This is a genomic window from Simplicispira sedimenti, assembly GCF_022760965.1.
In the GTDB taxonomy this organism is placed as follows: domain Bacteria; phylum Pseudomonadota; class Gammaproteobacteria; order Burkholderiales; family Burkholderiaceae_C; genus Simplicispira; species Simplicispira sedimenti.
On sequence record NZ_JAKVIJ010000001.1, the window covers coordinates 161,045 to 181,956 of the forward strand.

Annotated in this window: 20 protein-coding genes; 10 read left to right on the top strand and 10 right to left on the bottom strand. The window is 66.6% G+C overall.

Annotated features, from left to right (window positions below):
- Positions 1-2 precede the first annotated feature (2 nt).
- From MJ602_RS00730 to MJ602_RS00745, 4 genes are read right to left on the bottom strand one after another with little or no spacing between them, the layout of a single operon-like run.
- Positions 3-665, bottom strand: a complete 663-nt coding sequence (locus MJ602_RS00730; protein WP_243019005.1) for an ABC-type transport auxiliary lipoprotein family protein — start codon at positions 663-665, stop codon at positions 3-5.
- Positions 662-1,648, bottom strand: a complete 987-nt coding sequence (locus MJ602_RS00735) for an MlaD family protein (RefSeq protein WP_162014761.1) — start codon at positions 1,646-1,648, stop codon at positions 662-664. Before MJ602_RS00735 ends, MJ602_RS00730 begins: the two co-directional genes overlap by 4 nt.
- Positions 1,648-2,463, bottom strand: a complete 816-nt coding sequence (locus tag MJ602_RS00740) for an ABC transporter ATP-binding protein (RefSeq protein ID WP_243019006.1) — start codon at positions 2,461-2,463, stop codon at positions 1,648-1,650. Before MJ602_RS00740 ends, MJ602_RS00735 begins: the two co-directional genes overlap by 1 nt.
- Before the next feature lie 3 nt (positions 2,464-2,466).
- Positions 2,467-3,591: an MlaE family ABC transporter permease gene (locus MJ602_RS00745; RefSeq protein ID WP_243019007.1), complete on the bottom strand. Its 1,125-nt coding sequence runs from the start codon at positions 3,589-3,591 to the stop codon at positions 2,467-2,469.
- Between the two features lie 211 nt (positions 3,592-3,802).
- On the opposite strand from MJ602_RS00745, the gene MJ602_RS00750 reads away from it, so the two are divergent.
- The 7 genes from MJ602_RS00750 to MJ602_RS00780 all read left to right on the top strand — a co-directional run bounded on the left by MJ602_RS00750 (position 3,803) and on the right by MJ602_RS00780 (position 11,317).
- Entirely contained in the window at positions 3,803-5,476 is a 1,674-nt protein-coding gene (locus tag MJ602_RS00750) for a GMC family oxidoreductase (RefSeq protein WP_162014759.1), read from the top strand.
- 249 nt (positions 5,477-5,725) lie between these two features.
- Entirely contained in the window at positions 5,726-6,484 is a 759-nt protein-coding gene (locus MJ602_RS00755) for a sulfite exporter TauE/SafE family protein (protein ID WP_162014758.1), read from the top strand.
- A gap of 205 nt (positions 6,485-6,689) precedes the next feature.
- Entirely contained in the window at positions 6,690-7,451 is a 762-nt protein-coding gene (locus MJ602_RS00760) for an ABC transporter substrate-binding protein (protein ID WP_162014757.1), read from the top strand.
- Between the two features lie 41 nt (positions 7,452-7,492).
- Positions 7,493-8,275 (top strand): amino acid ABC transporter permease, encoded by a 783-nt coding sequence (locus tag MJ602_RS00765; RefSeq protein ID WP_162014756.1) that lies wholly within the window; start codon positions 7,493-7,495, stop codon positions 8,273-8,275.
- Positions 8,272-9,021, top strand: a complete 750-nt coding sequence (locus MJ602_RS00770) for an amino acid ABC transporter ATP-binding protein (protein ID WP_162014755.1) — start codon at positions 8,272-8,274, stop codon at positions 9,019-9,021. Before MJ602_RS00765 ends, MJ602_RS00770 begins: the two co-directional genes overlap by 4 nt.
- A 54-nt stretch (positions 9,022-9,075) precedes the next feature.
- Positions 9,076-10,362 (top strand): DcaP family trimeric outer membrane transporter, encoded by a 1,287-nt coding sequence (locus MJ602_RS00775; RefSeq protein ID WP_243019008.1) that lies wholly within the window; start codon positions 9,076-9,078, stop codon positions 10,360-10,362.
- Between the two features lie 64 nt (positions 10,363-10,426).
- Positions 10,427-11,317 carry a DMT family transporter gene (locus tag MJ602_RS00780; protein ID WP_243019009.1) on the top strand — a complete coding sequence of 297 codons (891 nt, stop codon included), beginning with the start codon at positions 10,427-10,429 and terminating at the stop codon, positions 11,315-11,317.
- On the opposite strand, the gene mrdA is transcribed toward MJ602_RS00780, so the two are convergent.
- The 4 genes from mrdA to MJ602_RS00800 form a co-directional block, all read right to left on the bottom strand.
- Entirely contained in the window at positions 11,304-13,247 is a 1,944-nt protein-coding gene (gene mrdA / locus MJ602_RS00785; RefSeq protein ID WP_243019010.1) for a penicillin-binding protein 2, read from the bottom strand. The genes MJ602_RS00780 and mrdA overlap by 14 nt on opposite strands.
- A 31-nt stretch (positions 13,248-13,278) precedes the next feature.
- Positions 13,279-13,794: a rod shape-determining protein MreD gene (gene mreD, locus MJ602_RS00790; protein ID WP_243019011.1), complete on the bottom strand. Its 516-nt coding sequence runs from the start codon at positions 13,792-13,794 to the stop codon at positions 13,279-13,281.
- 58 nt (positions 13,795-13,852) lie between these two features.
- Entirely contained in the window at positions 13,853-14,776 is a 924-nt protein-coding gene (mreC, locus tag MJ602_RS00795; protein ID WP_162014750.1) for a rod shape-determining protein MreC, read from the bottom strand.
- 72 nt (positions 14,777-14,848) lie between these two features.
- Positions 14,849-15,892, bottom strand: coding sequence for a rod shape-determining protein (locus MJ602_RS00800; protein WP_162014749.1), 1,044 nt, complete (start codon positions 15,890-15,892; stop codon positions 14,849-14,851).
- 216 nt (positions 15,893-16,108) lie between these two features.
- Between MJ602_RS00800 and gatC the strand changes: the two genes are divergently transcribed.
- The 3 genes from gatC to gatB all read left to right on the top strand — a co-directional run bounded on the left by gatC (position 16,109) and on the right by gatB (position 19,465).
- Entirely contained in the window at positions 16,109-16,408 is a 300-nt protein-coding gene (gatC, locus tag MJ602_RS00805) for an Asp-tRNA(Asn)/Glu-tRNA(Gln) amidotransferase subunit GatC (RefSeq protein WP_243019012.1), read from the top strand.
- Positions 16,409-16,415: 7 nt separating this feature from the next.
- Complete coding sequence (gene gatA / locus MJ602_RS00810) at positions 16,416-17,903, top strand: Asp-tRNA(Asn)/Glu-tRNA(Gln) amidotransferase subunit GatA (protein ID WP_243019013.1); 1,488 nt, start codon at positions 16,416-16,418, stop codon at positions 17,901-17,903.
- A 113-nt stretch (positions 17,904-18,016) separates the two neighbouring features.
- Positions 18,017-19,465 (top strand): Asp-tRNA(Asn)/Glu-tRNA(Gln) amidotransferase subunit GatB, encoded by a 1,449-nt coding sequence (gatB, locus tag MJ602_RS00815; RefSeq protein ID WP_243019014.1) that lies wholly within the window; start codon positions 18,017-18,019, stop codon positions 19,463-19,465.
- Between the two features lie 51 nt (positions 19,466-19,516).
- Here the strand turns inward: gatB and MJ602_RS00820 are convergent, their stop codons facing one another.
- On the bottom strand, positions 19,517-20,209 hold the full coding sequence (locus MJ602_RS00820) for a DUF4124 domain-containing protein (protein ID WP_423246675.1): 693 nt from the start codon (positions 20,207-20,209) through the stop codon (positions 19,517-19,519).
- 4 nt (positions 20,210-20,213) lie between these two features.
- A complete protein-coding gene (gene pyrE, locus MJ602_RS00825; protein WP_162014744.1) occupies positions 20,214-20,912 on the bottom strand; it encodes an orotate phosphoribosyltransferase in 699 nt (232 codons plus the stop codon).

The following is a 20,912-nucleotide window of genomic DNA, read 5'->3' on the forward strand; positions in this document are numbered from 1 at the left end:
CCTCAATACCCGGAGGCCTCCAACCACTGCGCCAGTGCCGCGGCCACCTGGTCGGCACCCTGGGCCAGGGCGCGGGTGCCACCGGTGGCGTCTGGGCTGGGGGCGGGGGCCTGGGCCTCGAACAGGCGCTGGGCCAGCAGGCTCTCGCCCAGAGAACCGGGCCGGGTCAGTGTGGCGCGCAGGCGCACCAGGCCCACGCTGCGCTCGGGGCTGTCGAACACCTGGCTGAATTCCTCCAGCTCCACGCGCAGAAGCGCCGGGGGCTGTCCATCGACCCGCACCGATGCCTGGGCACCCAGGGTGCCGATGACGGCCCGCTGCTGGCCCAGGTGCGCCTGGAGGCGCTGGCGCATGAGCTGGATGGGGGGCTGGCTCCAGCGTGCCTGCTGGTAGGGGCGCAATTCGCGCGCGTCGGCATAGGCCAGGCGGTAATGCACGGCAGTGCTGCCGTCGGGCTGGCCGGCGTTGTCCAGCGTGGCCAGCGCCAGGGCCGGCAGGGCCTTGGCCGGTGCTGTGGCGGGCAAGGATGCAGGGCCAAAGTCGTAGAGCACCGGCCGCACCGGGGGCTCTGGCAGGGCCGAGCAGCCCGCCACAGAAACAAGCACAAAAATGGCTGTAGCGCCCGATTTATAAGCGCGAGCAGCTATTGTTTTAATAGCATTCATGGTTGCACTCCGGTGCGCTGCGGGGCGGTGAAGCCCGGTTCGCCCGGGCCGGGCTGGCCCCGGCCTGGGCCGTAGAGGATGCCTTGGGGGTTCTCGCCCAGGCTGGAGGCGGCGCGGCCTGTCAGGCGCGCGGCGCGGGCGGTTTCGTCGGCGGCGCGCTCCATGCGCGGCAGGGTGGTGGTGCCAAAGCGCTCCACCGCCTGGGCCAGTGCCTGGGCGCCGCGCTCGGTCTGTTCCAGCGTACCGCCGGGGGCGTTGATGCGCTTGGCCGTCTGCCCGATTTCCGCGGCCATGCCCGACACCTGCTCGCCCGCCTGGCGCATGGACTGCAGCGCGCCCGTGGCCTCGCGCGCCAGCGGTGGGAGGGCGGCCAGTGCCGGGTCCAGGCGCTGCTGCACGGTGGCATCGAGCCGCTGGCTCAGGGTGTGCACGCTGCCTGCGGCCTGGCCGGTGTTGGCCAGCAGCTCGCGCAGCAGGCGCTGGTTGTCGTCGGAGAGCACCTGGTTGATGCGCTCGGTGGCCTCCTGCACGCGGCTGAGGATGGCAGGGCCCTGGTCGAACAACTGGGTGAACGGCGAGGTGCGCAGCGGCAGGCGCGGCAGGCCGCTGGGGCCGGGAGCGATGGCAGGGTAAGGCTCGCCCGCGTCGTCCAGCAGCACGTAGGCCAGACCGGTCACGCCCTGGTAGCCCAGCACGGCAAAGGTGGTGGGGGTGATGGGGGCGTCCACGCTCACGGCGATGCGGATGAGCACGTTGCCGCTGGCCTGGCTGTCAAAGCCGATGTGCGTGACGCGCCCCACGGACACGCCCTTGTAGCGCACGGCCGCCTGCGGCTGCAGGCCAGCGACGCCTTCGCCGCTGGAGAGTTCGTAGGACTGGTAGTTGCCCCGGTCGCGCGTGAGCCAGACGCCCAGGCCCACCACCAGCGCGGTGACGACCAGCACGAACAGGCCTGCGGCAAAGGCATGGGACTTGTTTTCCATCAGCGGTCCTTGGCAATGGCGGGCGGAGCCATGGCGCGCAAGCCGCGCTCGCCCTGAAAGAATTGGCGGATGAAGGGGTGCTCGAATTGCACCACTTTTTGCGGTGTGTCGGTCACGATGACGCGCTTGTCGGCCAGCACGGCCACGCGCGTGGCCAGGGAGAACAAGGTGTCCAGATCGTGCGTGACCATCACCATGGTCAGGCCCAGCTCGGCATGCAGCTCGCGCACCAGGGCACAGAACTCGTCGGCGCCGTTGGGGTCCAGGCCTGCGGTGGGCTCGTCCAGCAGCAACAGCGGCGGGTCCATGATGAGCGCACGCGCCAGCGCCACGCGCTTGATCATGCCGCCCGACAGGTCTGCGGGCATGCGCGTGGCGTGCTCGGGCTTGAGGCCCACCATCTGCAGCTTGACGATAGCGGCGTCGCGCACCACATCCGGCGGCAGCGTGCCCAGTTCGTTGAGGGCAAAGGCCACGTTCTCCAGCACGTTGAAGGCCGAATACAGCGCACCGTGCTGGAACAGCATGCCCACGCGGCTGGCGGCGCCATCACCGCCCATGTCCTCGGCCGGGCGGCCCAGCACAGTGACGCTGCCGCGCGCGGGGTGCAGCAGGCCCAGCATCTGGCGCAGCAGCACGGTCTTGCCGGTGCCCGATCCGCCCACCAGCGCCAGCATCTCGCCCTGGCGCACGCTCAGGTCCAGATCCTGGTGCACGGCAAAGGCCTCGGACCCCTTGCCAAACACCGACCACAGCCCCTGGATGCGGACGACTTCCGGCGACGGCTCTGGTGGGGAGGCGCTCTGGTCTGCCATGGCTTAGAACCCCACGTTTTTGAAGACGACGGCAAACAGCGCGTCCACGATGATGACCACGGTGATCGACGTGACCACCGAGGCCGTCGTGCCCTCACCCAGGCTTTGGGTGTTGGGCTTGACGCGCAGACCCCAATGGCAGCCGATCAGCGCGATCAACGTGCCGAACACCACCGACTTGGACAGTGCCAGCGTGAGGTTGCCAAAGCCCACCGCCGCAGGCATGGCATGGTAGAAGTACGCAGGCGATATGCCCAGCGACAGGTCGGCCGCCAGCATGCCGCCCGCCAGGGCGCACAGCGTGGTCCAGACGCTCACCAGCGGCATGGCCAGCGCCAGGGCCAGCGCGCGCGGCAGCACCAGGCGAAAGCCGTGCGGGATGCCCATCACGCGCATGGCGTCCAGCTCCTCGTTCACGCGCATCACACCGATCTGCGCGGTAATGGCCGAACCCGAGCGCCCTGCCACCAGGATGGCCGCCAACAGCGGCCCCAACTCGCGGATCAGCGACACGCCCAGGATGTTGACGATGAAGGTCTCGGCCCCGAACTGACGCAGTTGCAGCGAGGTGAGGTAGGCCAGCACCACCCCGATGAGAAAGCCCACCAGGGCCGTGATCGGCAGTGCCGTGGCCCCCATGCGGTAGAGGTGGCCCGACACGTCGCGCCAGGGCGCGCGGCGCGGCGCACGCAGCAGGCGGCCGGTGTCCAGCAGCATCTGGCCCACCATTTGCAACAGGTGGCGTGCGTGGTCCACGCCATGCAGCACCAGCACGCCCAGATGGTCCACCTGGTCGGCCAGGCGCCAGGGCTGCGGTGCGGGCGCGGGGACGGTGTAGCGCGCCACGCGCTCCAGCATGTCGCGCTGCGCGTCGCTGAGCCACAGCCGTGCAGGCCAGGCGCGGCCCCAGTGGTTCCACAGCACCTGGGCACCCACATGGTCCAGCCATAGCATGCCCCGCAGGTCCCAGCCCAGCGCGGGCTGGTGCGGTACCTTTGCCAGTTGTTCGGCCAAAGGGAGCCACAGCACCCGCTGGCCCAACTCCGCCGCACCCCAGCGGCCATGCAGCAGCGCGCACGGCCCTTCGGGCGTGTCGGAGCAGGCAATGCGCGGTTGCGGATCGGTCATGGCCATGGGGCGACGGACAGTGCGAACACAAAGCGCACATGGTAGCGGCTGGCAGTGGCACAGGCGCCACACTGTCGCCTATGGGGCGACGCGGGCAGCAGGGGTATGATGAAAACTGGCCACTCAGGCCCTGAGAACAAGCGCCGATAGCTATTATTTTTATAGCATTTACCCTGTCCTGCAAACCCGCCTCTTGCCCTACCATGCTGCCATGAGCGACGCAACCTACGACTACATCATCATCGGCGGCGGCACGGCCGGCGCCCTGCTGTGCAACCGCCTGAGCGCCGACGCCCGCCACCGCGTGCTGCTGCTGGAGGCCGGCCCCCGGGACGACTACCACTGGATCCACATCCCCGTGGGCTACCTCTACTGCATCGGCAACCCGCGCACCGACTGGCTCTACCAGACCGAGCCCGACGCGGGCCTCAACGGCAGGCGCCTGCGCTACCCCCGGGGCAAGACGCTGGGGGGCTGCAGCAGCATCAACGGCATGATCTACATGCGCGGCCAGGCGCGCGACTACGACCAATGGGCCCAGATCACTGGCGACGACACCTGGCGCTGGGACCAGGTGCTGCCCGCGTTCCGCCGCCATGAAGACCACTGGCGGCTGGACCAGCCCGGCGATGTGAACGAAAACTTCAAGCGCCTGCACGGCAACAAGGCCACCGGCAGCACGGGCGAATGGCGTGTGGAAAAGCAGCGCCTGCGCTGGGACGTGCTGGACGCCTTTGCCCACGCGGCGCAGCAGGCCGGCATTCCAGCCACCGACGACTTCAACAGCGGCAACAACGAAGGCGTGGGCTATTTCGAGGTCAACCAGAAGAAGGGCTGGCGCTGGAACACAGCCAAGGCCTTTTTGCGCCCCACCTGCTACGGGCGCGACAACTTCGAGATGTGGACCGGCGCGCAGGCCGCCAAGCTGCTGGTCGAGCGCCAGCCCCATGGTCCGCTGCGCTGCACCGGCGTGCAGGTGTGGACAGGCAAGTCCATGGTCACCGTGCGCGCCACGCGCGAGGTGCTGCTGTGCGCGGGCGCAGTCAACTCACCCCAGTTGCTGCAGCTCTCGGGCATCGGCCCGGGCGAGCTGCTGCGCCAGCACGGCATCGACGTGCTGCACGATCTGCCCGGTGTGGGCGCCAACCTGCAGGACCACCTGCAGATCCGCTCGGTGTACAAGGTGCAGAACGTCAAGACGCTCAACACCCTGGCCAGCTCGCTGGTCGGCAAGGCCAAGATCGGGTTGGAGTACGCGCTCAACCGCAGCGGCCCCATGAGCATGGCGCCCTCGCAGTTGGGCGCCTTCACGCGCAGCAGCCCCGACCAGCCCTGGCCCAACATCGAATACCACGTGCAGCCGCTCTCGCTCGACGCCTTTGGCGAGCCGCTGCACGGCTTCCCCGCGTTCACCGCCAGCGTGTGCAACCTCAACCCCACCAGCCGGGGCACGGTGCAGATCCAGAGCGCCGACTTCCACCAGCCTCCGGCCATCGCTCCCAACTACCTCAGCACCCCCGAAGACCGCCAGGTGGCGGCCGACAGCCTGCGCGTGACCCGGCGCATCGTTGCACAGCCCGCCATGGCACGCTACCAGCCCGAGGAGTTCAAGCCTGGTGTGCAGTACCAAAGCGATGAGGAGCTCGCGCGTCTGGCGGGCGACATTGCCACCACCATCTTCCACCCCGTGGGCACCACGCGCATGGGCCGCGCCGATGACCCCCTGGCCGTGCTCGACCCACGCCTGCGCGTGCGCGGCATCGAGGCACTGCGCGTGGTCGATGCCGGCGCCATGCCCTTGATCACCAGCGGCAACACCAACTCCCCCACGCTGATGCTGGCCGAGAAGGCCGCCCAATGGATTCTGGAGGACCACGCACCATAGCCAAACTCTATGGAGCCAGACCGGGAAATCCCCTATGGGCCGCGGGCGACTGGGCCTTTACATTAGCACCACTCGAACGCGCACCCAGTGCGCTGGACGGGGGGCCGGGGAGACAAACCGCCACCACCACAACCACAAGCCTTTTTCAAGCACCCGGTGAGGTGCCATCTTCTTTCCAACCGCCAGCCCTGCTGGCGTTTTTTTTTGCCTGCTGCACGCGCCGCAGCACGCGATGCGACAATCGCGCCGATGGAATGGATACTGGTTTCGCTGGCCTCCCTGCTTGCCGGCTTTGTCGATGCGATCGTGGGAGGCGGCGGCCTGATCTTGCTGCCCGCGCTGTTTGCCACCTTTCCCAGCGCACCCCCCGCCACGCTGCTGGGCACCAACAAGAGCGCCTCGGTGTGGGGCACCACCATGGCCACCTGGCAGTACAGCCGCCGCGTGCAGATGCGCTGGCGCGCCATGCTGCCCGCCACCGCTGCAGGCTTTGCCGGTGCCTTTGCCGGTGCCTGGGCCGTCACCGTGGTGTCGCCCGACTTCCTGCGCAAGTTGCTGCCCCTGGTGCTGCTGGCCGTGCTGCTCTACACCCTGGCCAAAAAGGATCTGGGGCGCCACCACACCCCCCACCTGACGGAGCGCGCCGAAGCCGCCGCCGCCTGCGCCATCGGCCTGAGCGTGGGGTTCTACGACGGCTTCTTCGGTCCCGGCACGGGCAGCTTCTTCGTGTTCCTGTTCGTGCGCCTGCTGGGTTACGACTTTCTCAACGCCTCGGCCTCGGCCAAGCTGCTGAACGTCTCGACCAACATCGCCGCACTCATCCTGTTTACCGCCAAGGGCCATGTGTGGTGGCACTTTGCGTTGCCGCTGGCTGTGGCCAACGTGGTGGGCAGCCTGCTGGGCACACACATGGCCCTCAAGCACGGCGCGGGGTTTGTGCGCTGGATCTTCATCGTGGTGGTCAGTGCACTCATCCTCAAGACCGGGTACGACGGCTTCTTGCGCTGATCTTTCGCCGCCCTAAACCTCTCGTTCAGACTCGGCCATTGGGGTTCTCCATGATGGCGGGGCGCAAAAGGGCGGCCCCTATAATTGCAACAGTTTGATGACACCGTGGCCCGACATCCCTCGGGCCACGCCGTTTTCCCTGGCTCCGGCCCCGCTATCCGCAGGCCGGATTTTTTTGTACCTGAACACCCCGACAGGACATACGATGAAGTTTCTCAAGTTTGTCGCTTCCGCCGTGGCGCTGTGCGCCGTATTCGGCGCCCAGGCCCGCACCTTTGACGAGGTCAAGAAAGACGGCAAGATCCTGATTGCCACCGAAGGCCAGTTCGCTCCCTTCAACTTCTTCAACGGCACGACGCTCACCGGTTTCGAGGTCGAACTGGCCGAGTTGGTGGCCAAGAAGATGGGCGTGACCGTGCAATGGAAGACGCTGGGCTTTGACGCCCTGCTCACCGGCCTGCGCCAGGACCGCTGGGATCTGGTGATTGCCTCGCACGGCATCACCGAGGAGCGCGCCAAGGCCGTGACCTTCACCGAACCGCACTACTGCTCGGGCGGCATGATCATCGCCATGGACCCGGCCATCAAGAACGCCAAGGACCTGGCAGGCAAGGTGGTGGCAGTGCAGACCGGCACCAGCTACCTGGAAAACGTCCAGAAAGTCTCCGCCATCAAGGAGATGAAGAACTTCCCCACCGACGTGGACGCCCGCAGCGCCCTGGCTTCGCGCCGCGTGGACGCCTGGGTCACGGACCGCTTCGTCGCCAAGGCCGTGGCCGAGAAGAACCCCGGCGCGGGCTTCAAGCTGGGCGACATGCTGTTCATCGAGCGCATCGCCGCCGCCGTGGCCAAGGGCAACCAGTCGCTCGCACAGGGCTGGTCCAAGGCACTGGCCGAAACCATGGCCGACGGCAGCTACGCGCAGCTGTCCAAGAAATACTTCAACGAAGACGTGCGCTGCCAGTAAGCACGCGGGCGCTCCTCGCGCCCTCACCGGTCTGATCTTTCATGCTTACTGCCCTTTGGCCCAGCCACTGGAGCCGCCAGCAACGCAGCAATGCGACGCTGGTGAGCGCCGTGGCCTTGATGGTGCTTGCCCTGATTCTGCTGGGCAAGGTGCTGTCCTTCCTTCCTGAACCCATTGGCCCGAATGCGCAGGCCTTCTCCGACGGCGCCCGCACCACGCTGTGGCTGACACTGATCAGCGGCAGCATCGGTTTGGTGCTGGGCACGGCGGCGGCGCTGGCGCGCACGGCCCGCTGGGCCGCGCTGCGCTATGTGGCCAGCTTCTACATCTGGGTCATCCGCGGCACGCCGCTGCTGGTGCAGATTCTTTTCGTTTACTTTGCACTCCCGGTGCTGGTCCCAGGCCTGAACCTGCCGGACTTTGCCGCCGCCGTGCTGGCGCTGTCGCTCAACGTGGGCGCCTACAACGCCGAAGCCATCCGTGCCGGCCTGCTGGCCGTGCCACGTGGCCAGACCGAGGCGGCTCGCGCCCTGGGCCTGGGGCGCATGCATGTGTTCTTCGACGTGGTGTTTCCGCAGGCCTTCAAGATTGCCCTGCCACCGCTGGTGAGCAACTTTGTGGCACTGCTCAAGGATTCGTCCCTGGCCTATGCCATCGGCGTGGTGGAGTTGACCAACGTGGGCAACCGCATCCAGTCGGCTACCTTCCAGCCCATTGCCACGCTGACCACGGTGGCTGTCACCTACCTGCTGTTGACCACGCTGGTCACGCAGATTTCCAACGCCATCGAGTACCGCTTCGATGTGGAAGGGCGCGCACGATGAGCCGCCCCCAACCCACCCCCTACATCGTGGCAGAGCATGTGTGCAAGTCGTTCGGCACACACCAGGTGCTGCGCGACGTCTCCACGCACTTCAACACGGGTGAAGTCACGGTGATCATCGGCGCCTCGGGCTCAGGCAAGAGCACGCTGCTGCGCGCCATCAACCGGCTGGAGCCGCACGACAGCGGCACCATTTCCATCGGTGGCGTGCCCGTGACCGACGACCCGCACACGCTGCAGCAGCAACGCTGCGAGGTGGGCATGGTGTTCCAGCAGTTCAACCTGTTTGGCCACCTGAGCGTGCTGGACAACATCACGCTGGCGCCCCGGCGCATTCGGCGCACCCCACGGGCCCAGGCAAATGAGCAGGCCATGGTGCTGCTGCGCCGCGTGGGCCTGCACGAGCACGCGCACAAATACCCGTGGCAGCTCTCGGGCGGGCAGCAGCAGCGTGTGGCCATCGCCCGGGCGCTGGCCATGCAGCCCAAGGTGATGCTGTTCGACGAGCCGACCTCGGCGCTCGATCCCGAGATGGTGCAGGAAGTGCTGGACGTGATGCGCGAGCTGGCGCGCGGCGGCATGACCATGATCGTGGTGACCCACGAAATGGGCTTTGCCCGTGAGGTGTCCGACCGCGTTCTGTTCTTCGACCAGGGCCGCATTGCGCACGATGCACCGCCCGCTTCGTTCTTCGACAACCCCGGCAATGACCGCATCCGTGCCTTCATCGGCCGCATGGGCGCCTGAGATCCAGAGCCCACCGTTCCTTCGCTACCTCCCACACAACCCAACGGAGTGACCATGAAACTGACCCACACCTTCGTGACCCTGCTGGCCGCCGGCCTGTGCAGCCTGCCTGCGGGCGCCCTGGCGCAGTCCGCCAAAGAGCTGGAAGAACTGCGCAACGAGCTCAAGGCCCTGCGCGCCGAGCTCAACCAGCTCAAGGCCCAGCAGGCACAGGCACCTGCCGCCTCGGCATCGGCCTGGAATGACCGTATCGATGCCGTGGAGCTCAAGCAGAAGGATGCCGTGGTGCTGGGCGACATTCCCGGGAGCTTCCGCCTGCCGGGCAGCGAAACCTCGATCCGCGTGTACGGTTTTGCCGAGGCCAACCTGATCAAGGACTTCAAGGGCACGGCACCGGGCGACAACTTCTCCAACCTTGCCGAGCAGCCGCTGGGCAAGAGCGACAACGGCAAGACCGTGCTCACGGGCCAGACCTCGCGCTTCGGCTTCGAGACCTCCACCCCGATGGGCAACGGCGCGTTCAACACCAAGATCGAAGCCGACTTCTACGGCTACTGCGGCTCCGAGTGCAACCGCAACCGCCTGCGCCTGCGCCACGCCTATGGCGAATACGCGGGCTGGCTGATCGGCCAGACCTGGTCCACCTTCATGGACCTGGACAACCTGCCCGAGACGGTGGACTTCAACGGCCCTCCGGGTGCCACCTCGCGCCGCCCCACCATGGTGCGCTACACCTACAACAACCCCCAGCTGGCCAAGTTCCAGTTCGCGCTGGAAGAGCCGTCTGACGGCGCACACTCGCCCAACCTGATCGCACGTGTGGACAAGGGCTTCGACTGGGGCAGCCTGAGCGCGCGCATCCTGTCGCACGAACAGCGTATCAGCGGTGTGAGCAAGCGCGGCATGGGCCTGGGCCTGTCGGGCGCGTACAAGCTCACGGGCACCACCACCCTGATGGGCCAGTACACGCTGATGGACGGCGACAACGACGGCGCCTACCTCGTGGGCGCCAACTACCCGGTGGTCGATGGCTCCACGCTGCGCCTGGACCGCGCCCAGGGCGTGGTGCTGGGCCTGGCCAATGTGTTCAGCGAGAAGCTGCGCGGCACGGTGTCCATGGGCTGGGTGCGCTCGCGCAACCGCCTGGGTGACGCCTACGTGAGCGCCTACGGTGACACCGGCAACCTGCGCCTGTTGCAGTGGCATGCTGGCCTGTACTACACGCCGATCAAGAACGTCGAACTCGGCGGCGAACTGCTGGGCGGCCGCCGCACCACCTACGGTGGCGCCACGGGCGACATGACGCGCCTGAACCTGCAGGCACGCTACCTGTTCAACTGATCCGGCACTCTGCCGCTGACCAGGCTGGCCGGGCAACCGGCCGGCCTTTTCTTTTCTTACCACGATGCGCACCGAACGTTGGGGCCTGATGGCCTTGCTGGTGGTGACCCTGGTCTGGGGCACCACCTTTCCCGCCATGAAGCTGCTCTCAGCGCAACTGGATGCGCTGCAGATCATCTGGGGCCGCTTTGCGATTGCGCTGCTGGTGCTGGCACCCTTGTGGTGGGGCATGCGGCGCAGCGAGCGGCGCTGGGGACTGCTGTTGGGGGCGCTGCTGTTCCTGGCGTTCTGGCTGCAGATCGAGGGACTGGCGCGCACCAGCAGCAACCGCAATGCCTTTGTGACCGGCCTGAACGTGCTGGTGGTGCCCATCATTGCCATGGCGGCACTGGGGCGGCGCTACGGATGGCGGTTGTGGGCGGCCTGCGCCCTGGCCTGCGCGGGCATGGCCTTGATGTTCCATGAAAACGAGCCCTGGAACCTGGGCGACTCGCTCACGCTGGCCAGCACGGTGTTTTATGCGATCTACATCCTGACGCTGGAAGAAAGTGCGCGTCGCACGCTGCTGCAACCCCTGCGCGCCACGCGCATGGCAGCGGCACAGGCCAGCGTGATGCTGGCCGCCTCGACGGCGCTGCTGCTGCTGCGTGGTGACGAACTGCCGCTGGCAAGGCTGCCGTCGCTGGACGCAGAGGCCCTGATGGCACTGTTGTACCTGGGCCTGCTGGCGAGTGTGGTGGTGGTGACGTTGCAGGCCTGGGGTCAGCAGCGCGTGGATGCCATGCGCAGTGCCATCGTCTTTGGATTGGAACCAGTGTTTGCCGCACTCACGGCCTGGGCGCTGCTGGGCGAACACCTGGGTTGGGCCGGCTGGGGAGGTGCCGCCATGATCGTCACCGCCCTGGTGTTCAGCCAGTCCCAACCGGCCCCCAGGGTCGTCATCAAGGCGCAGTGAGTGGCACGTCGGCCACGGGGCGCGGCTTGCCCAGCGGCGCCGACGCCAGGCCCTTGCGCACGGCGGCCATGTCTTCTTCACTGGGGTATTCGCCCAGCAACCAGTAGTCGAACACCCGGCGCACGATGGGCGCTGCATGGGCCGCGCCAAAACCGGCGTTTTCGACAATCGCGGCCACCGCGATGCGCGGTGCATCGGCCGGTGCAAAAGCAATGTAGAGCGAATGATCGCGTTGACGCTCTTCCATCCGGGCCGCGTTGTAGCGGTCCTTCTGGCCAATGGTGACGGCCTGCGCCGTGCCGGTCTTGCCCCCCGAAAGGTAACGCGCCCCGGCAAAAACACGTGTGGAGGTGCCGCTTTGCGTCACCCCCACCATGGCCTTGCGCACTACATCGACATGGGCGGGCCGGTAGCCCAGATCCACCCCGGGCACCTGGGGCAGGGCCGTGGTCTCGCGCGAGACCGCATCCACCATGGCCTTGCCCAGGTGGGGCTGGTAGCGCGTCCCCCCATTGGCCAGCGTGGCAGTGGCCAGGGCCAGTTGCAGCATGGTGAAGTTGTTGTAGCCCTGCCCAATGCCCAGTGAGATCGTCTCTCCGGCGTACCACTTCCTCTGCTCGGGGCGCCGGTAGGCCTCGCGCTTCCAGGCCTGGCTGGGCAAGACGCCGCGCAGTTCGCCCTGCAAGTCGATGCCCGTGATCTGACCAAAGCCCAAGGGCTTCATGAAGTCGTGCATGGCATCCACGCCCATGTCATTGGCAAGCTGGTAGTAGTACACGTTGCTCGATTGCACGATGCTGCGGTGCATGTCCACAGCGCCCAGCCCATGGTCCCCATGGCTGCGGAACACATGGCCTCCAAAGGTCCAGGAACCGCCATCGTGCGTGATGGCAGACGGTGTGCGCTTGCCCGTTTCCAGTGCCGCCATGGCCATGAAGGGCTTGTAGGTGGAGCCCGGCGGGTAGGTACCACGCAGCGCCCGGTTGAGCAGCGGCTTGTCGATCGACGTGTTCAGGGCATTCCAGTTGTCCACGTCGATGCCCTCCACAAACAGGTTGGGATCGAAGGTGGGCTTGCTCACCAGCGCCAGCACCTCGCCGTTGCGCGGATCGATGGCCACCAGGGCGCCCCGGCGTTCACCATAGAGCTCCTCCACCATTTTCTGGAGCTTGATGTCCAGCGACAGCACCACGGTCTTGCCTGGTGTGGCAGGAAAGCTGTTGAGCTTTCGCACGGCACGCCCACCCGCCGAGGTCTCCATCTGCTCCACCCCCGTGGTGCCGTGCAACGGCCCCTCAAAGCTCTGCTCGATGCCCAGCTTGCCGATGTACTCGGTGCCACGGTAGTTGGCTTCGTCCTCGGAATCCTGAATTCGCGCTTTCTCCGCCTGGTTGATGCGGCCGATGTAGCCGATGGCGTGGCTGCCCACCTCGCCCAAGGGATAGTTGCGGAACAGGCGTGCCTTCACATCCACACCCGGGAAACGGTAGCGCTGCGCCGTGAAGCGGGCCACCTCCTCATCGCTCAGGCGGGTACGGATGGGCAAGGATTCGAAGCCCTTGGTCTCTTCCATGAGCCGCTTGAAGCGGCGCCGATCCCGCTGCTGGATTTCGATGATCTCGGCCAGGCCGTCGATGGTTTGCTCCAGATGGTCCACCTTGGAAGGCGTGATCTCCAGCGTGTAGGCCGAATAGTTGGTGGCCAGCACCACACCGTTGCGGTCCAGAATGAGCCCTCGGTTGGGCACGATGGGCACCACCGCCGTACGGTTGCTTTCGGCCTGGTCTGCCAGGTCGTCGTGGCGATGCACCTGCAGGAACACCAACCGCGCCACCAACAGGCCCAGCGCCAGCAGCACCACCAGGCCCAGCACCACCACCCGGACGCGAAAGCGGCGCGCTTCGGCTTCGACGTTGCGCAGTTCAGTCATCGCTCAGCCCGGCTCCTGGAAAGCACGGCGATCACGGAAGCTTGTCCTGCCCATCGACCGAGCGGCGCTGCGGCGCCAGCAGCATCCAACTGACGACGGGCCACAAGAGGGCCTCCAACAAAGGCGCCAGCACAACACCCCAACCCGGCATGCCCCGCCCCGCCAGAAGGCCAGCCAACACGTAGGCCGCGTGGGCGGCCGCGAACAGACCCACCATCTGCCAGGGCTGCTGCAACGGACGCAGCCACAACACCCGCCGATGGAACACGCGGGTCCCGTACATCAGCACGGTGTAGGCCAGAGCGTGCTGACCCAGCAGGGAAGACTGGTGCACATCCATGCACAAGCCCAGCACAAAACCGATGCCCATGCCCACGCGCCATGGCTGGTGCACGCCCCAGAAAGCCAGGGCAAGAATCAGCGCATCGGGCATCCAGACCATGGGCCCCAAAGGCAGCAGGTTGATGGCCAAGGCCAACAGCAGACTGGCCGTGATGAAGCCTGGGTTGACGGGCAGCAGCAGTTGCTGCCCACGGGGCATGATCATGCGCAGCCTCCATCAGCACAAGCTGTGCCGCCTGACGTCCACCGCGAGCGCCTGCACATCATTTACGCCCCTTCTTGCGAACAGGGGCTTCCTCGACCGTGGGCTCTGGGCGCTGGGGCAGCCGCAAAGCTTCCGGTTGCAGCACCAGCACATGGCGCGCCCCTTGGGTGGCGGCAACCGGCTCACAGTAGATGCGCGCAAACGCCGAGTCCGCCCGGCGTTCCACACGCACCACACGGGCCACGGGCAGGCCTGCAGGATAGACACCATCGAGGCCATTGGTGGCCAGCACATCACCGTCTTGTACATCGGCATTGGCCGAGACAAAGCGCAGCTCCATGCCACCGCCGTGGCTGGCCACCGGGTCGCCATACGCCACCCCCCGCGCACCCGTGCGCGCATTGAGCACGGGAATCGCCTGGTCCCGGTCGGTGACCAGCGTGACCTCGCTCACAAACGGAAAGACCCGCGTGACCTGGCCCAGCACCCCCACGCCGTCCAGCACGGGAGAGCCCGGCTGCACACCGGCATCCTGCCCCCGGTCCAGCATGACCCGGCGGGTGTAGGGATCGGCCGTTTCATAGAGGATCTGCGCTGCCAGCGAGGGCACTGCCAGCCGCTCGCGCAGGCCCAGCAGTTTGCGCAGCGCCTCGTTCTCCTGGGCCAGGGTGTCCGATTGGTGGGCCTGCAAGGCCTGCCGAGCCATCTGCGCACGCGCCGCCTCGGCCTGGGCCTTGGCATCCTGCAGGGACTGGACGTACCCGGTTCCATGGCTGGCCCACTCCACCGGCTGGAGCATGAGCCACTGGGCGGGATACAGGATGGCAGCCACCGTCTTGCGCAGCGGGTCGGTGATGCGCAACCGGGTGTCTGCCACCATCAAAAACAGCGCCAACGCGCTGTAGAGCACCAATTGGGACAGGGCCGAAGGCCCCTGCCGGAACAAGGAAGGGGCGCTGCGTTCCAGGGTTCCGAGCGGCATGGGCGTTCTGGCGGTGCGGTGGCTTGGGCGCCCGACCCCACCAGCGCGCTGGATGGGTGGGGGCCAAGGGCCTTATTCGCTGGTGAAGATGCTGCCCGCGCGGTCCATGCGCTCCAGCGCGATGCCGCAACCGCGCACCACGCAGGTCAGCGGGTCTTCGGCCACCAGCACCGGCAGGCCGGTTTCCTCGGCCAGCAGGCGGTCCAGGTCGCGCAGGAGTGCACCACCGCCGGTCAGCATCATGCCGCGTTCGGCGATGTCGGCGCCGAGTTCAGGCGGCGTCTGTTCCAGGGCGTTCTTGACGGCCGAGACGATCTGGTTGAGCGGCTCGGTCAGGGCTTCCAGCACTTCGTTGGAAGAGATGGTGAAGCTGCGTGGCACGCCCTCGCTGAGGTTGCGCCCGCGCACTTCCATCTCGCGCACCTCGGAGCCCGGGAAGGCGCTGCCGATCTGCTTCTTGATGGCTTCGGCCGTGGGCTCGCCGATCAGCATGCCGTAGTTGCGGCGGATGTAGCTGATGATGGCCTCGTCGAACTTGTCGCCGCCCACGCGCACGCTGCCCTTGTAAACCATGCCGCCGAGCGAGATCACGCCCACCTCGGTGGTACCGCCGCCGATGTCCACGACCATGGAGCCGGAGGCCTCGGACACCGGCAGGCCGGCGCCAATGCCGGCGGCCATCGGTTCCTCGATCAGGTACACCGCCGTGGCGCCTGCGGCCTCGGCCGCGTCCTTGATGGCGCGGCGCTCGACCTGGGTCGAGCCACAGGGCACGCAGATGATGATGCGCGGGCTGGGCGTGAGCAGCGAACGCGGATGCACCATCTTGATGAACTGCTTGATCATCTGCTCGGTGATCACGAAGTCGGCAATCACGCCGTCCTTCATCGGGCGGATGGCCTCGATGTTGCCAGGCACCTTGCCCAGCATGGCCTTGGCCTCGTGGCCCACGGCCTGGATCACCTTCTTGCCGTGCGGGCCGGTTTCGTGGCGGATCGCGACCACGGAAGGCTCGTCCAGCACGATGCCTTTGTCGCGGGCGAAGATCAGGGTGTTGGCGGTGCCAAGGTCAATGGCAAGATCGGTGGAGAGATACCGACGGAAAGCTCCGAACATTCAAAAATCCTCTCGGGCAGGGCAGGCGCTTCGGCTTGCCATCGCCGGTTTTGTGGCATTCAAATTGACTCTATTGCGCGCAACTGCCTGCTAACAGACAGCCTTGTGCAGCCTCGTGCGGCAAAGGCGGGATAATACCGCATCCCCTGTGAATAACTCGCCCCGGAAAACCCGTTGTTCAAGCTTTACATCCGGTTTCTGTAGGTACCCCTCTCTATGGCACTGACACCCCAGGACATTGGCCGCATCGCCCATTTGGCACGGCTCGAACTCGCACCCCAGGAAAGTGAGCGCATGCTTACCCAACTGAATGGGTTTTTTGACATCGTGGAACGGATGCGGGCTGTGGATACCCAGGGCGTGGAGCCGCTGGCCCACCCGGTGGCCGCCATCCAGGACGTGCAGCTGCGCCTGCGCGACGACGTGGCCAGCGAGCCCAACCAACGCGAAGCCAACCAGCAAAGCGCACCGGCCGTCGAACGCGGCCTGTTCCTGGTGCCCAAAGTGATCGAGTGAGCCCCGCATGACCCAACCCGCATTGCACGACCTGGGCGTGGCCCAGCTCGCCACCGAACTGCGCGAACGCCGCGTTTCCGCCGTCGAGGCCGCCCAGCACTTCCTGGATCGCGCCCAAACGCACCAGCACCTAGGCGCCTTCGTGGCCCTGAACGAAGAAGCCACCCTGACCCAGGCGCGCACCGCCGACGCGCGCCTTGCCGCCGGCACGGCTGGTGCGCTGGAAGGCGTGCCGCTGGCGCACAAGGACATCTTCGTCACGCGCGACTTCCCCAGCACCGCAGGTTCCAGGATGCTGGCGGGCTATCGCTCGCCGTTTGACGCCACCGTCGTCACCCGCCTGGCACAGGCGGGCTGCGTGACGCTGGGCAAGCTCAACTGCGACGAGTTCGCCATGGGCTCGGCCAACGAAAACTCCGCCGTCGCACCGGTGGGCTTTGACGCCCCCGCCCCCGTGCGCAACCCCTGGGACACCAGCCGCATCCCCGGCGGCTCCTCGGGCGGCAGCGCCGTGGCCGTGGCCGCGCGCCTGGCGCCCGCCGTGACCGGCACCGACACCGGCGGCTCGATCCGCCAACCGGCCTCGTTCTGCGGCATCACCGGCATCAAGCCCACCTATGGCCGCGCCAGCCGCTACGGCATGATCGCCTTCGCCTCCAGCCTAGACCAGGCCGGCCCCATGGCCCGCTCGGCCGAGGACTGCGCACTGCTGCTCTCGGCCATGTGCGGCCCCGACCCGGACCGCGACTCCACCTCGCTGGACATGCCGACGGAAGACTTCGGCCGCTCGCTGAACGACTCGTTGGAAGGCCTGCGCATCGGCATCCCGGCCGAGTTCTTCGGCGAGGGCCTGGCTCCGGACGTGCGCGCCGCCGTCGATGGCGCGCTGAAGGAGTACGAAAAGCTCGGCGCGAAGCTGGTGCCCATCAGCCTGCCGCGCACCGAGCTGTCGATTCCGGTGTACTACATCATCGCGCCGGCCGAGGCCTCGTCCAACCTCTCGCGCTTCGACGGCGTGAAGTTCGGCCACCGCGCCAAGGACTACGGCGACCTGCTGGACATGTACAAGAAGACGCGCGCCGAGGGCTTCGGCGACGAGGTCAAGCGCCGCATCATGATCGGCGCCTACGTGCTGAGCCACGGTTACTACGACGCCTACTACCTGCAGGCGCAGAAGATCCGCCGCATGATCGCCGACGACTTCCAGAACGCCTTCAAGGACTGCGACCTGATCGCCGGCCCCGTGGCGCCCAGTGTGGCCTGGAAACTCGGCGAGCATGGCAGCGACCCGCTGGCCGACTACCTGGCCGACATCTTCACGCTGCCGGGCTCGCTGGCCGGCCTGCCCGGCATGAGCGTGCCCGCAGGTTTTGGCGAGGGCGGCATGCCCGTGGGCCTGCAGCTGATCGGCAACTACTTTCAAGAGGCGCGCCTGCTCAACGCGGCCCACCGCCTGCAGCAGGCCACGGATTTCCACCTGCGCAGCCCGCTCTGAAAACCATAGCCACCAGCGCTTGATAGCAAACAAACTCAGCATCAAATCATGCTGAAACCCAATCAAATCAAGCGCTGGCAGCTCCTCTTTTTGATAGCCAAGGACAGCTCCCCATGTCTGCGAAACTGATCCACGGGTACGAAGTCGTCATCGGCTTCGAGACCCACGCCCAACTGGCCACGAAGAGCAAGATCTTCAGCCGCGCCAGCACCGCCTTCGGCGCCGAGCCCAACACCCAGGCCTGCGCGGTGGACCTGGCCCTGCCCGGCACCCTGCCCGTGATGAACCGCGAGGCCGTGGCCTGCGCCATCAAGCTGGGCCTGGCCCTGGGCAGCACCATCGCGCCCCGGAGCATCTTCGCGCGCAAGAACTACTTCTACCCCGACCTGCCCAAGGGCTACCAGATCAGCCAGTTCGAGATCCCGGTGGTGCAAGGCGGCGAGGTGTCGTTCTACCTGGGCGACGAGAAGAAGACCGTGCGCCTGGTGCGCGCCCACCTGGAGGAAGACGCGGGCAAGTCGCTGCACGAGGAGTTCCACGGCATGAGCGGCATCGACCTGAACCGCGCGGGCACGCCGCTGCTGGAGATCGTGACCGAGCCCGACATGCGCTCCACCGAAGAGGCCGTGGCCTACGCCAAGGAGCTGCACAAGATCGTCACCTGGATCGGCATCTGCGACGGCAACATGCAGGAGGGGTCGTTCCGCTGCGACGCCAACGTCTCCGTGCGCAAGCCCGGCCAGCCGCTGGGCACGCGCCGCGAGATCAAGAACCTCAACAGCTTCAAGTTCATGCAGCAGGCGATCGACTACGAGATCCGCTGGCAGATCGAGGAGCTGGAGGATGGCCGCGCCATCGAGCAGGCCACGGTGCTGTTCAACCCCGACACGGGCGAAACGCGCGCCATGCGCACCAAGGAAGACGCGGCCGACTACCGCTACTTCCCCGACCCGGACCTGCCGCCGCTGGTGATCGCGCCCGAATGGGTGGAAGCCACGCGCGCGCAGATGACCGAGCTGCCCCGCACCATGGCAGCGCGCTTCGTGCAGGACTACGGCCTGCCCGAATACGACGCCACCACGCTCACGCAGAGCAAGGCCATGGCGGCGTACTTTGAGGCCGCCGCACGGGCCAGCGGCCAGGCCAAGCTGGCCAGCAACTGGATCATGGGCGAGGTGTCACGCCGCCTCAACAGCGAAGAAATCGGCATCGAGGATGCCAAGGTTGACAGCGCAAAGCTGGCCACGCTCATCCAGCGCATCAGCGACGGCACGATCAGCAACAATGCTGCACGCCAGGTATTCGATGCGTTGTGGGGCGGCGAGGCCAGCGAGGTCGATGCCGTCATCGAGGCCAAGGGCCTCAAGCAGATGAATGACAGCGGCGCCCTGGAAAAAATCATCGACGAGGTGATCGCAGCCAACCCCGACAACGTGGCGCAGTTCAAGGCGGGCAAGGACAAGGCCTTCAACGCCCTGGTGGGCCAGGCCATGAAAGCCAGCAAGGGCAAGGCCAACCCGGCACAGGTCAACGAACTGCTGCGCAAACGCCTGGAAGGCTGAAGCGAGGGAAGTGGCAGGCGGGCGGCCGCGCCACGCAGGCCGCCCGAAGGCTCAGCGTGAGGCCGCAGGCACCGTGGCTGTGGCGGCCTGTGGCGGAACCACGCGCGCTGCCCACAGCTCCTTGAGCTGTGCCAGCTCGGCATCAAAGCGCTGGTGCACGCGGCGCTTTTCCTGGTCCTGCCCCGAAATGAAACGCTGTTGCTCGGCCATTTCTTCGGTGTTTTCGAGCAACTGGCGCTGCAAGTTCATGGGGGCCTTGGCGGGGTCCTTGCGGTAGAACTCCATCTCCACGTCGATCTTCTTGCGCCGCTCCTGCAGCTCGGCAATGCGCTTCTTGGCCGTGGCCGTGACCTCATCGACATGGGTGATGGCGGCGGCACGCTCGGCGTCGTGGGCGGCCTTGTCGGGGTAGCGCGCCAACAGCACCCGCTCGCGGCGGCGCTCCTCGGCAATGCGGTTGCGCTCTTCCAGATCCTTGCGCCGCTTCGCTTCCAAGACTTCGCGCTCATGCTCGGTGAGCGTAGGGCCGATCACACGGCGCACTGTGCCCGTAGGGCTGAGTTCGCGCTGCTCGCGGTCTATGCATTCGGGAATGGGCCGGTCAGAGGTCAGGCGCCTGCCGTTCTTGTCCACGCAGGAATAGATGCCTGGCGCGGGCCCAGCCGCAGGCTGGGCCACGGCAACCGTGCCCAGAGCCGCCAGCAGCAGGCCCAAAACCGCAGGACACCCGCGAAGAAGGTTCAATGCATCATCCTTGGTGGACACCGTAACGCTGGCGGTAGGCCAACACCCTTTCATGGTGGGGCGCCATTTCGCCGTCGCCATGGTGCGATAGATAAAGCAATAAGTCTGCCAGTGTAGCGATAGCGCAGACCTTCAACCCCAATTGCTCGCGCACGTACTGCACGGCACTGTACGGCACATCCTGGCCATTCTCGGTGGCTTTTTCCTGGCGGTCCAGCGCAATGGCCACGGCATGGGGCGTGGCGCCTGCGCTGCGGATCAGGGCAATGGATTCGCGCGCTGCCGTTCCTGCGGACATCACATCGTCCACGATCAGCACGCGCCCGCGCAATGGCGCACCCACCAGCGTGCCGCCCTCGCCGTGGTCCTTGGCTTCCTTGCGGTTGTAGGCAAAGGGCACATTGCGGCCCAGGCGCGCCAGTTCCACCGCCACGGTGGCCGCCAGCGGAATGCCCTTGTACGCCGGGCCGAACACCATATCGAATTCGATGCCGCTGGCCAGCAGGGCTTTTGCATAGAATTGCGCGAGGCGGCCTAGCTTGGCGCCATCATCGAACAGCCCGGCGTTGAAAAAATACGGGCTCATGCGGCCCGCCTTGGTTTTGAACTCGCCAAACCGCAGCACGCCGGACTCCACGGCAAACCGCACAAAATCCTGCGCCAGACCGTCTTGCGAACCGGTGGGCGTGCCTTGATCGACCAT